We start from the raw sequence: 11,949 nt of genomic DNA, 5'->3' as shown, positions 1-11,949 counted from the left end.
TTAGGAACAATAGATAAAGAGCAGATAATGATGACAAAGGTCTATCTTTTCACTAAAGTGGGTAAACGAACAAAGAGTTATGTTGTAACTTAATGTAGCAATATCCCCTATAGCGAAAACAATAATAAAGGATGAGCTGAATGACGGGTCGCTTTAAATCCCTAACTTGGAAACAAACGAATCTCGTCGTTTTTACAGCGCTTTTTTTCGCTATCGCCATCTTCATTGTTGAAATTGCCCTCGTCGTCGTCTCCACCAAGCAGCAACTCACTACCACGCAACAGGAATTACTGGATTCTGTAGAACAACCCGCCGCCAACGCCGTCTGGGCATTAGACGACAACCTAGCAAGACAAACCCTTGAAGGCGCAATTAAAGTAGAGCATGTCGGCTCTGCGGTAATCGAACTCGATGACGGCTCGATGTTTGTTTCCGTGAGCAATAATAAGAAAAACAACTCACAAACCTTTATCAGCCTTAGCAACAAACTCTTTGATGACTTAAAAGAAATTTCACGGCCCTTATATCGGCCCTTTTACTTTGAAGGCACACAAAAACAGCAGCTTATCGGCACATTAACCATTTTTTACGACACGCAAGAACTCACCAACACCCTCTTTAGCCAGTTACGCTTCAGCTTTTTTGCCACCTTAGCCCGCGCGTTACTACTCACCTTAGTGCTATCCGTGGTATTCCACCGCTTCTTAACCCAGCCGATTGCCAGGATCAGTGAAGCCATAGATAAGATTTCACCCGATTCACCCGATGAAAACCTGCTGCCTATGTCCAATGCCCATAAGGATGACGAATTAGGCCTAGTGACATCAAAATTTAACCAGATCCTTATCCAATTCAGTCAAACCCAATCCAAACTGCGTAAGATGGCTACCCGAGACCCATTAACAGGCCTGCCCAATCGCACTCTGTTACTGGAAACCATTGCCGTGACAATCCAGCGCTCACGGGTTCATAAAAGCAGTTTTGCTTTGATGTTTATTGACTTAGACCGCTTCAAAAATATCAATGACTCATTAGGACATGCCCTTGGCGACCAATTCCTCGCCCGTATCGCTCGTATTCTTGAGCGCGTCGTAGGAGATAAAGGGTCAGTATCACGCCTAGGTGGCGACGAATTCGTGATTCTTGCCGACTCGGTCCACTCCCCCGATCAAGCCGCCGACTTTGTCGATAAGCTGTTAGTGCAGCTCAATGTTCCGATTCAACTGAATGAACATGCAATTCATCCGGCGGCATCGATTGGGATTTCCATCTATCCAGAAGATGGCAACAGCGCCGAAGATCTTATCCGCCATGCCGATATCGCCATGTACAGTGCAAAGGCAGCAGGTTCGAATCAATGGGCCTTCTTCAAGCAACAGATGACCGAGCGCGCGGCCGTGCGACTCCGCACCGAAGCATCACTGCATGATGCCTTGAAAAACAATGAATTTTTGCTCTACTTTCAACCCAAGTTGGATTTACAAACCGGCAAAATCACCGCCTGTGAAGCCCTGATCCGCTGGCAAAAAGATGGCCGCTTAATCAGCCCGATATCCTTTATTCCTGTGGCGGAAGAAACCGGTATTATTATTCCCATCGGACGTTGGGTAATCGAGCAAAGCTGCCGCGTGCTGCGCGACTGGCAGAAGAAATATAACTTTGCTATACCGATTGCCATTAACGTCGCGTCACAGCAATTTGCCGATGCCAGCCTAGTGTCGGACATCAAACAGATGGCGCTGCGTTATCAAATCCAACCGGAATTACTCGAAATTGAAATCACCGAAACCTCGTTAATGAATGATATTGAGCTTGCGATCAACAAGTTAGAGCAGCTCAAATCGGCAGGTTTTGGTATTGCAGTCGATGACTTTGGTACAGGTTACTCTTCCCTGTCTTACCTACGCCATTTGCCGATCACCACCATGAAAATCGACCGTTGCTTTGTGTCCGACTTACCAGGGGACAGCGCCATTGCCTCGACCATTTTGATGTTAGGTAAACAGTTAAATCTGACGATTGTGGCCGAAGGGATTGAAAACGAAATGCAACTCGATTGGCTCAAGCGTAACCAATGTCAAATCGGTCAAGGCTTCTACTTTAGTCAGCCGTTGCCACAGGCGGAATTTGAGGCGCTGTATATTGCCAATCAAACCGCAACCATTAGCAATATTGATGGATTACGTGGCGCTTAATACGTCGAAGAAGATAGTGTAAACACTGAATTTGAGACAATAAAAAAGGAGGCTTAGCCTCCTTTTTTACGTCAGTAAACGCGTGATTAACGACGTAAACCTAACTTTTGGATCAGCTCATTGTAACGCGCTGCTTCAGTACGCTTCAGGTAAGCTAATAACTTACGACGAGCGCTAACCATGCGTAACAGACCACGACGTGAGTGGTGATCGTGGATGTGCTCTTTGAAGTGATCTTGCAAATGGTTGATTTGAGCAGTTAACAGCGCAACTTGAACTTCAGTTGAACCAGTATCGTTTGCGCCACGGCCAAATTCAGCCAGGATCTTTGCTTTCGCTTCAGTACTTAGTGACATGTGTCTCTCCAAATATAAAATGTGAATCTCTAGCCGATCACTAACTCAGCCAGAGGGCGCGCCATTCTACCCATAATCCTTGGCGCGCGCAATAAATGCGATGGATTAATAACCCAAGATAATCAATTAAGATGCTTTAACTTGGTCGTGGAGTACGACTAAGCGCTTAGGCGCCAGTAAACCATCTTCGTTCATCTCGCCAATGCCGACAAAACGACGCTCAGTGCCCAACGTAATGCGCACCAGTGTATCTGCAACGAGCCCAGAGACTCGTACCGCCTGACCTTGCATAAGGTAAGCTGCACTCGCATCAGGGACATTGACCTCAGGAAAGTCAGCAACCGCCGTATCCATAGGCAGCAGCAGCGAGTCCAGCAAGCTGCTTGGGTCAAGCTGCTCCTCCTGTGCCTTAGCGACTAAGGCTTCGAGCTGCTCAAGAGTGACCATTTTGTCGTAGGGATAATGGGCAACTTGAGTACGGCGCAGCATAATCACATGGGCGCCACAACCGAGCATCTCACCTAAATCATCGATGATAGTGCGAATATACGTGCCCTTAGAGCAATGAATGTCTAAGGTCAGCTCATCGCCTTCTAGACCGATGAAGTTCAGCTCAAATACTGTGATTGGACGTGCCTCGCGCGGCACTTCAATCCCCTCACGGGCATACTTATACAAAGGCTGGCCTTGGTATTTGAGCGCCGAATACATGGAGGGCACTTGCAGGGTATCACCACGAAAATGCTCTAAGGCGGACATTAACTGCGCCTCAGTGAACTCGAGCGGGCGAGTCTGCACCACTTCACCGTCAGAGTCGCTGGTATCTGTGCGTTGTCCCAGTTTTGCTGTAACAAGATAACGCTTATCCGAATCCAGCAAATGCTGCGAAAACTTAGTCGCTTCGCCTAAACACACAGGTAGCATACCCGTAGCCAAGGGATCGAGTGCTCCCGTGTGCCCTGCTTTATTGGCATTAAAAAAGCGCTTTACCCGTTGTAATGCGAAGTTGGAGCTCATGCCAGTGGCCTTATCCAACAACACAATACCGTCGATGAAGCGGCCCTTCGAACGTCTCGCCATTACGCTTTACCTTCGGTGTCATCGGCTTCGTCGATGTCATTATCAGTCACATCGTCGGCGCTACCAAACTGTTGCTGCTTGGCTTTATCGCTGTTGATCACTTGGCTGACGAGGTTAGACATACGCATACCTTCAACCAATGAACTGTCATACACGAAACGGATTTCAGGCATGACTCTCAGCTTCATACGGCCCGCAACTAAAGTACGGATATAAGGTGCGGCTGTAATCAAGGCATTGAGCTTTTCTTGCACTAGCTCTTTGTCTTCTTCGAAGAAAGTCACAAACACTTTGGCGTAACTTAAATCGCGGGACACATCGACATCATTAACGGTTACAAAACCAATACGGGGATCTTTCATGTCGCGTTGTAACACAACAGCCAGCTCTTGCTGCAACTGCTGGGCTATGCGACGTGTACGACTGAATTCTTTTGCCATAATAGAGTTACCATAGCTAATGTATTAAATTGAAAGGGCGGCTAATGCCGCCCTCTTTATCGTTACAGTGTACGTGCCACTTCGACGGTTTCGAATACTTCGATTTGGTCACCCACGCGGACATCGTTGTAGTTCTTAACACCGATACCACATTCCATGCCGTTGCGAACTTCGTTAACGTCGTCTTTAAAGCGACGTAGCGATTCGAGTTCACCTTCGAAGATCACCACGTTATCACGCAGTACGCGGATTGGTGCGCTGCGCTTGATGGTACCTTCAGTTACCATACAACCGGCGATTGCGCCCAGTTTTGGTGACTTGAACACGTCACGTACTTCAGCCAGACCGATAATCTGTTGCTTGAATTCTGGTGACAACATACCCGTCATCGCCGCTTTCACTTCATCAATCAGATTATAGATAACGCTGTAGTAACGCAGGTCAACACTTTCGCTTTCGATAGTCTTACGCGCCTGTGCATCGGCACGGACGTTAAAGCCAACCATGATCGCGTTAGAAGCCGCAGCTAAAGTCGCGTCGGTTTCGGTCAGAGCACCCACACCGCGAGCGATGATGTTCACTTTCACTTCGTCGGTAGACAGACCCATTAAGGAGTCGGTAATCGCTTCGAGTGAACCTTGAACGTCTGCCTTCAGAACGATGTTCAGTTCCTTCACTTCGCCTTCGGTCATGTTCGCGAACATGTTTTCCAGCTTAGACTTCTGCTGACGCGCTAATTTCACGTCACGGAACTTGCCTTGACGGTACAGGGCTACTTCACGGGCTTTACGCTCGTCGCGAACAACAGTTGCTTCATCACCGGCAGATGGCACACCTGACAGACCTAAGATCTCAACAGGGATTGATGGGCCCGCTTCAGTGATTGAACGACCGTTCTCGTCTTTCATCGCACGGATTTTGCCGTACTCTAAACCACACAGAACGATGTCGCCTTGGCGCAGTGTACCTTCTTGAACCAGAATCGTTGCCACAGGGCCGCGACCTTTGTCCAGTTGTGATTCGATAACCACACCTGCCGCCATACCGTCACGTACCGCTTTAAGCTCTAATACTTCAGCTTGCAGCAGAATGCCTTCGAGTAGGTCGTCAACGCCAGCACCTGTCTTAGCAGATACGAAGGCGAACATGTTGTCACCGCCCCAATCTTCAGACATAACGCCGTGTTGCGCTAATTCGCTCTTCACGCGGTCGATATCGGCTTCTGGTTTGTCCATCTTGTTGACAGCAACAATCAATGGCACGTTACCGGCTTTAGCGTGTTGAATCGCTTCGATGGTTTGTGGCATTACGCCGTCATCGGCAGCAACAACCAGTACAACGATGTCAGTCGCTTTAGCACCACGGGCACGCATTGCGGTAAACGCGGCGTGACCTGGGGTGTCTAAGAAAGTGATCATGCCGTTTTCGGTCTCAACATGGTATGCACCGATATGCTGAGTAATACCACCGGCCTCACCCGCAGCCACTTTCGCGCGGCGGATATAGTCGAGCAGAGACGTTTTACCGTGGTCAACGTGACCCATGATGGTCACAACTGGCGCACGAGGTTCAAGCTTAACGCCGCCCTCTTCATCACGCTCAGACAGTACTTGTTGCTCTAATTCGTTTTCACGGATCAGTACCACTTTGTGGCCCATTTCTTCGGCAACTAGCTGGGCGGTTTCTTGATCTAACACTTGGTTGATCGTCACCATTGAGCCCATCTTCATCATTTGTTTGATGATTTCAGTCGCTTTAACAGCCATTAAGTGCGCAAGTTCTGCCACAGTAACGGTTTCACCGATACGTACGTCACGGGTAACAGCAGCTACTGGCTTGTTAAAGCCGTGTGCCATTGATTCTGGCGCTGTGCTGCGGTTACGCATGTGTTTTTCGCGACCATCGCGAGCATCTTTACCACCGCGTTTAGTCTTAGCGGTATTTTTGTTACGTGCACGACGACCACGTTTTTCTTCATCCATATCCGATGAATCTTCAGCGGCACGGGCCACTTTAGAGGTAGTGATATGGTGATCGCTATAACGCTCAGCCTCTTTACGTTGACGCTCTTCTTCGTCCCAACGCTTAGAGTTTTCTTCCGCTAATAGACGTGCTTTTTCAGCCGCTTTAGCCGCTTCTTCGTCTTGCTTACGCTTAGTCGCTTCCGCTTGAGCCGCTTTTAAACGCTCAGCTTCAACACGTGCCGCTTCCGCTTCTGGCGAAGTATCTTTTGTGGTTTTCGCATCAGTCGCCGCTTTGGCTTTAGCTTTTGCTTCAGCATCCGCTTTCGCCTTGGCTTCAGCTTTTGCTTCGGCGTCTGCTTTAGCCTTAGCTTCGGCTTCCGCTTTGGCCTTGGCTTCTGCTTCAGCTTTTGCCTGAGCTTCAGCTTCTGCCTTCGCTTTGGCTTCTTCTTCAGCTTTCAGAACCGCTTCGCTCACGTCGCGCTTAACGAAAGTACGGGTCTTACGTACTTCTACTTTAACGTCTTTAGATTGACCACCATTACCGGCCACACTCAGGGTCGATACGGTTTTACGTTGCAGTGTCATTTTGGTCGGTGCGCTTTCGCCGCCATGCTGCTTCTTCAGATAATCCAGTAACTGTTGCTTCTCAGCTTCAGACACGTTATCAGTTTGGCCTTTCTTAATTCCGGCCTGAGAGAATTGCTCAATCAGACGTTCAACACTTTTACCCACTTCCGTGGCCAATTTCTCTACGGTAGTATCTGCCATCAGTTAAATCCCCCTGTTGATCGACTTATGCTTCTTCGCCAAACCAACAGATGTTGCGGGCAGCCATGATCAGCGCACCTGCTTTTTCTTCTGTCAATTCTTCAATTTCGATCAAATCATCAATGCCTTGTTCAGCCAAGTCTTCTAGAGTCACGATACCTTTGCTTGCTAAAACATAGGCTAAGTGTCTTTCAACACCTTCAAGTGCTAATAACTCTTCACTTGGCTCCACACCATCTAGTGCTTCTTCAGTGGCGAGAGCTCGAGTTGAGATCGCCGCTTTTGCACGCTCACGTAATGCTTCAACGATATCTTCATCGAAGCCATCAATTGCTAATAATTCAGATACAGGCACGTAAGCCACTTCTTCGAGAGAAGTAAAACCTTCGTCAGCCAGTACTTGAGCAAAATCTTCATCTACATCCAGTGCGTTCATGAATAAGCTCTTCACCTTAGCGCTCTCGGCTTGGTGCTTCTTGTTCATGTCTTCCACTGTCATTACGTTCAGTTCCCAACCAGTCAGCTGAGTTGCTAAACGTACGTTTTGACCGTTACGGCCAATGGCTTGTGCCAGACTTTCCGCTTCAACGGCGATATCCATTGAGTGGTTGTCTTCATCAACGATGATAGAAGCCACATCGGCAGGCGCCATTGCGTTGATCACATATTGTGCTGGATTATCATCCCACAACACGATATCCACACGCTCACCACCGAGTTCATTCGATACAGCTTGTACACGTGCACCACGCATACCTACGCAAGCACCGATTGGGTCGATACGACGATCGTTTGACTTCACGGCAATCTTAGCGCGTGCACCTGGGTCGCGCGCAGCGCCCATGACTTCAATCAGCTCATCGGCGATTTCAGGTACTTCAACACGGAACAGCTCAATCAGCATGTCTGGCTTAGTGCGAGTTAAGAATAACTGCGCGCCACGGGCTTCTGGACGTACTGAATACAGCAGTGCACGGACACGGTCACCAGGACGGAAAGATTCACGTGAAATTAAATCTTCACGGAACAATACGCCGTCAGCGTTGTTACCTAAGTCTACAACCACGCTTTCACGGGTCGCTTTTTTCACCACACCAGTGATCAGCTCGCCTTCTTTATCTTGGAACTGTTCAACGACTTGCGCACGCTCTGCTTCACGTACTTTCTGTACGATCACTTGCTTAGCGGTTTGGGTCGTAATACGGTCGAAGGCGACAGATTCGATCTGATCTTCGATGTAATCGCCAGGTTGGATTTCTGGGTTTTCGTAACGCGCAGCTTCAAAGGTGATTTCGCGGTATGGGTTTTCTAACGCAACACCGTTATCATCGATCACCATCCAGCGGCGGAATGTTTCATAGGCGCCAGTTTTACGGTCGATAGAAACACGAACGTCGATATCGCCTTCGTATTTTTTCTTGGTTGCAGTTGCCAGCGCAGTTTCTAGCGCTTCAAAAATTTTCTCGCGTGGAACGGCCTTTTCATTTGAAACCGCCTCAGCGACTAGCAGAATCTCTTTATTCATTTCGTCTTGCCTCGTTCACCTTGAAACCATCAAAACTTAGCGATGATGTTGCCTTTACGGATATTATCCAAGGCGACAACCAGCTCTTTACCATTCACATTGAGTGACAGCATTTGACCGTCAACCTGTGTAATGGCGCCTTTTAAATTACGACTGCCCGCGACAGGCATAGTCAGTTGAAGCTTGACATCCTCACCGACGTAGGCCGCATATTGTTCAGCAGTGAACAGCGGTCTATCTACACCGGGTGAAGAAACCTCTAAGGTATATTCGGTCGAAATAGGGTCTTCAACATCGAGTACAGCGCTGACTTGGCGACTTACGTTGGCACAATCTTCGATATTGATACCATTCTCACCATCAATGAACACGCGCAGGATTGAATGTTTACCCGCTTGTACATATTCAATGCCCCAAAGTTGGAAGCCTAATGCCTCCACAGGCACTTTGAGCATGTCTGCCAGTCTGGATTCTAATGTTGCCAAAATTGACCCCCGGAAAAAACAAAAAAGGGCTTAATAGCCCTAGTAAAACGTCGCATCGGATACGACAAATTTAAAAGTCCCAGATAACAAAAAACCCCGTAATGACGAGGTTATTAGCTTCAAGAACCTGTAAACCATAACGAATTCAAACACTATTCGTTACTAGGAGCTGGTTGCGGGGGCCGGATTTGAACCGACGACCTTCGGGTTATGAGCCCGACGAGCTACCATGCTGCTCCACCCCGCGTCAACTGTGTGCAAGTATATTGACTATCGTCTTTGCTTGCAATAACTAAGTCAGCGCTTACTTCGTCTCACTTAGCTATATTATGGTGCCGAGAGCGGGACTTGAACCCGCACGTCCGTTAGGACACAGCCACCTCAAGGCTGCGCGTCTACCAATTTCACCACCTCGGCGACACCTTTTACTAGTCAGGAATTTTCGTTTCTGACTTTTCGGTTGCTTGATCAACTGGTTGAGTAACCTGTTCATCAGAACCTAAATTTTTCCATGCACCTTCATTTTTTGCGTGGTTTGCACTTAAGTTGCCAATCAGCAGACTTAACGTGAAAAACGCAATGGCCAGAATCGCCGTTGTACGTGTCAGGAAGTTACCTGAACCGCTTGAACCGAATAAGGTACCTGATGCACCGGCGCCAAATGAGGCCCCCATGTCAGCTCCTTTGCCTTGCTGGATTAAGATCAGGCCAATTAAGCCTAATGCAACCAACAAGTAAACAACTACTAAAACTTCATACATATTATGCGCTCATCGCTATGGTACACAGACTTAAAAACTCGGTAGAGTTTAAACTGGCACCGCCAATCAGTCCACCATCAACATCAGGTTGGGCAAATAAATCTGCCGCATTACTCGGTGTCACACTGCCACCGTACAAAATCCTGATATTTTCTCCGATAAACGGAGACACTTCAGAGAGACGCTTGCGTATAAACGCATGTACTTCTTGTGCCTGCTCTGGTGTCGCGCTCTTACCAGTCCCTACGGCCCATAACGGCTCGTAAGCGATAATGGCGTTATCAAAAGCCATAGTGCCATTTTTCTGGATCACTATATCCAACTCTTCCGCAATCACCTCGAAGGTACGTCTTGCTTCACGTGCTGGACCGGACTCACCCACGCATAAAATGGGGGTTAAACCGTGCTTTTGTGCTGCAGCAAATTTCTCCGCTACGATATTACTCGTCTCTCCGTACATACGGCGACGTTCTGAATGCCCGATAATGACATATCGACATCCGCAATCTTTAAGCATCTGGCCCGAAACTTCTCCGGTATAAGCGCCAAAGTCATGTTGACTTAAATTTTGAGCGCCCATCCTAACAAGTGAACCGTCTAACGCTTCCTTGTTTGCTTCTAGCAGTTGCCTTACGCTTTCTAGATAGATAGAAGGCGGGCATAAAACCACTTCAGCTGAATCATTTTGGAGCTTTGAGGCAAATTTCTTGAACAACTCTTGGGCTAATGCCGCGCTGCCGTTCATCTTCCAATTGCCAGCTACCATAGGACGTCTGAGTGCCATCACTGTCTCCTCTGAAAGCGGCGTGAATAATAGCGAACCACTTATTAAGTTACAATAGCTAAATTCGAAATTTTTCAGATATTAGGTTGGAATGCTTACTTTTTACACGCCAAACCCTATTCTTGCTCATTAATGCAGCTAACACCTTCATTTTTAATCGGTATCAGCTGCACTCGACTAAAGATTGGTGTGATTAGCTCGCCGATTTTACCGCATCTGCGATCAAATTGGCGTGCGCTAACACAGTATTGTGATCATCACCTTCAACCATTACGCGAATTAACGGTTCAGTACCTGATTTACGTAGTAATACGCGACCTCGGGCACCCAGTTGTGATTCAACCTGAGCTTGGGCGGCTTTAACTTTATCTGAGCTTAATGGGTCGTGTTCCCCCTCATAACGAACATTCACTAACACCTGTGGCAGCATCTCCATCGGGGCCGTGAGTTGCTCTAATGTGGCATTTTGTCGACGCATTGCCGCCAATACCAAGATACCTGCCACGATACCATCTCCCGTCGTGCCATGGTCAAGGTTAAGGATGTGCCCCGAGTTTTCACCACCGATACGCCAATCGAGTTCTTTCAGTAACTCCATCACATAACGGTCACCCACTTTAGAGCGGGCAAAGGGAATATCTAAGGCTTGCAAGGCTAAATCGAGGCCTAGATTAGACATTAGCGTGCCGACAACGCCACCACGCAGCACGCCACGGGCTTTAGCATCGCAGGCCAGAATATAGAGAATTTGGTCACCATCGATAACTTCACCGCGGCTGTTGACCATCATAATACGGTCACCGTCACCATCGAGTGCAATCCCTAAATCGGCGCCCTCGGTCAATACGGTTTCGCAGATTTTCGCCATGGACGTGGCGCCCACTTTGTCATTGATGTTGACGCCATTGGGCTTATCACCAATGGCAATCACCTCTGCGCCTAACTCACGGAATACCGCAGGTGCAATGTGATAGGTTGCACCGTGAGCACAGTCCACGACAATTTTTAACCCTGTTAGGGTTTGATCCGCAGGGAAGTTACCCTTGCAATATTCGATATAACGGCCACGCGCATCTTCGATACGTGACACTTTGCCCAATAAATGCGACTCGACACACTCTAAGGGCTTTTCTAATTCGGCTTCAATTTCTAGCTCTAAGTTATCGTCGAGCTTGCTGCCATCATTGGAGAAAAATTTAATGCCGTTATCATAATATGGATTGTGGGATGCACTGATCACCACCCCCGCTTCGGCGCGGAAAGTGCGAGTAAGATATGCCACAGCGGGTGTTGGCATGGGTCCCATTAACATCACATTGAGGCCCGCTGCTGAAAGACCTGCCTCTAAAGCTGACTCAAACATATAACCCGAAATACGAGTATCTTTACCAATAATCACTTTTTTCGTGCCGCTGCGGGATAACACTCGTCCCGCAGCCCAACCCAACTTTAATGCCAGCTCGGGAGTCATCTGGCCTGAACCTACCTTGCCACGAATACCATCGGTTCCAAAAAATTTACGTTCGCTCATATCGCCCCACAAACTTCAATGTGTCCCTTCGGTTGGGATCATAATATTAATGAAATACTT

Annotated in this window: 10 protein-coding genes and 2 tRNA genes; 1 reads left to right on the top strand and 11 read right to left on the bottom strand. The window is 48.1% G+C overall.

Going from position 1 to position 11,949, the window contains the following annotated elements; translation table 11 throughout:
* Positions 1–140 precede the first annotated feature (140 nt).
* Positions 141–2,195 (top strand): EAL domain-containing protein, encoded by a 2,055-nt coding sequence (locus N7386_RS05315; protein ID WP_088210874.1) that lies wholly within the window; start codon positions 141–143, stop codon positions 2,193–2,195.
* An 86-nt stretch (positions 2,196–2,281) separates the two neighbouring features.
* On the opposite strand, the gene rpsO is transcribed toward N7386_RS05315, so the two are convergent.
* The 11 genes from rpsO to glmM all read right to left on the bottom strand — a co-directional run bounded on the left by rpsO (position 2,282) and on the right by glmM (position 11,889).
* On the bottom strand, positions 2,282–2,551 hold the full coding sequence (gene rpsO, locus N7386_RS05310) for a 30S ribosomal protein S15 (RefSeq protein WP_011621820.1): 270 nt from the start codon (positions 2,549–2,551) through the stop codon (positions 2,282–2,284).
* A 126-nt stretch (positions 2,552–2,677) separates the two neighbouring features.
* Positions 2,678–3,631: a tRNA pseudouridine(55) synthase TruB gene (gene truB, locus N7386_RS05305; protein ID WP_279767296.1), complete on the bottom strand. Its 954-nt coding sequence runs from the start codon at positions 3,629–3,631 to the stop codon at positions 2,678–2,680.
* On the bottom strand, positions 3,631–4,071 hold the full coding sequence (rbfA, locus tag N7386_RS05300; protein WP_088210876.1) for a 30S ribosome-binding factor RbfA: 441 nt from the start codon (positions 4,069–4,071) through the stop codon (positions 3,631–3,633). The genes truB and rbfA overlap by 1 nt, the downstream gene beginning before the upstream one ends.
* A 62-nt stretch (positions 4,072–4,133) precedes the next feature.
* Positions 4,134–6,803 carry a translation initiation factor IF-2 gene (infB, locus tag N7386_RS05295; protein ID WP_086903704.1) on the bottom strand — a complete coding sequence of 890 codons (2,670 nt, stop codon included), beginning with the start codon at positions 6,801–6,803 and terminating at the stop codon, positions 4,134–4,136.
* A gap of 25 nt (positions 6,804–6,828) precedes the next feature.
* Positions 6,829–8,328, bottom strand: a complete 1,500-nt coding sequence (gene nusA / locus N7386_RS05290; protein WP_279767293.1) for a transcription termination factor NusA — start codon at positions 8,326–8,328, stop codon at positions 6,829–6,831.
* Positions 8,329–8,357: 29 nt separating this feature from the next.
* Positions 8,358–8,813, bottom strand: a complete 456-nt coding sequence (rimP, locus tag N7386_RS05285) for a ribosome maturation factor RimP (RefSeq protein ID WP_011716141.1) — start codon at positions 8,811–8,813, stop codon at positions 8,358–8,360.
* Between the two features lie 170 nt (positions 8,814–8,983).
* Positions 8,984–9,060, bottom strand: a tRNA-Met gene (locus N7386_RS05280).
* Between the two features lie 83 nt (positions 9,061–9,143).
* Positions 9,144–9,230 (bottom strand) — tRNA-Leu (locus tag N7386_RS05275).
* Between the two features lie 11 nt (positions 9,231–9,241).
* On the bottom strand, positions 9,242–9,574 hold the full coding sequence (secG, locus tag N7386_RS05270; protein WP_279767290.1) for a preprotein translocase subunit SecG: 333 nt from the start codon (positions 9,572–9,574) through the stop codon (positions 9,242–9,244).
* 1 nt (position 9,575) lies between these two features.
* A complete protein-coding gene (gene tpiA / locus N7386_RS05265; protein WP_011071430.1) occupies positions 9,576–10,358 on the bottom strand; it encodes a triose-phosphate isomerase in 783 nt (260 codons plus the stop codon).
* A gap of 193 nt (positions 10,359–10,551) precedes the next feature.
* The gene (glmM, locus tag N7386_RS05260; protein ID WP_279767288.1) at positions 10,552–11,889 is read right to left on the bottom strand and encodes a phosphoglucosamine mutase; all 1,338 of its coding nucleotides are present in this window, start codon (positions 11,887–11,889) and stop codon (positions 10,552–10,554) included.
* Between the last annotated feature and the right edge of the window lie 60 nt (positions 11,890–11,949).

It is taken from the genome of Shewanella sp. GD04112, assembly GCF_029835735.1.
GTDB lineage: Bacteria > Pseudomonadota > Gammaproteobacteria > Enterobacterales > Shewanellaceae > Shewanella.
The sequence above is the reverse complement of the archived record's forward strand: the minus strand, read 5'-3'. Positions and strand labels throughout refer to the sequence as shown.

What these genes read in the sequence shown, in the direction of transcription:
- N7386_RS05315 (WP_088210874.1), top strand. Translation starts at nt 141, where the DNA reads ATGACGGGTCGCTTTAAATCCCTAACTTGGAAACAAACGAATCTCGTC.
- rpsO (WP_011621820.1), bottom strand. Translation starts at nt 2,551, where the DNA reads ATGTCACTAAGTACTGAAGCGAAAGCAAAGATCCTGGCTGAATTTGGC.
- truB (WP_279767296.1), bottom strand. Translation starts at nt 3,631, where the DNA reads ATGGCGAGACGTTCGAAGGGCCGCTTCATCGACGGTATTGTGTTGTTG.
- rbfA (WP_088210876.1), bottom strand. Translation starts at nt 4,071, where the DNA reads ATGGCAAAAGAATTCAGTCGTACACGTCGCATAGCCCAGCAGTTGCAG.
- infB (WP_086903704.1), bottom strand. Translation starts at nt 6,803, where the DNA reads ATGGCAGATACTACCGTAGAGAAATTGGCCACGGAAGTGGGTAAAAGT.
- nusA (WP_279767293.1), bottom strand. Translation starts at nt 8,328, where the DNA reads ATGAATAAAGAGATTCTGCTAGTCGCTGAGGCGGTTTCAAATGAAAAG.
- secG (WP_279767290.1), bottom strand. Translation starts at nt 9,574, where the DNA reads ATGTATGAAGTTTTAGTAGTTGTTTACTTGTTGGTTGCATTAGGCTTA.
- tpiA (WP_011071430.1), bottom strand. Translation starts at nt 10,358, where the DNA reads ATGGCACTCAGACGTCCTATGGTAGCTGGCAATTGGAAGATGAACGGC.
- glmM (WP_279767288.1), bottom strand. Translation starts at nt 11,889, where the DNA reads ATGAGCGAACGTAAATTTTTTGGAACCGATGGTATTCGTGGCAAGGTA.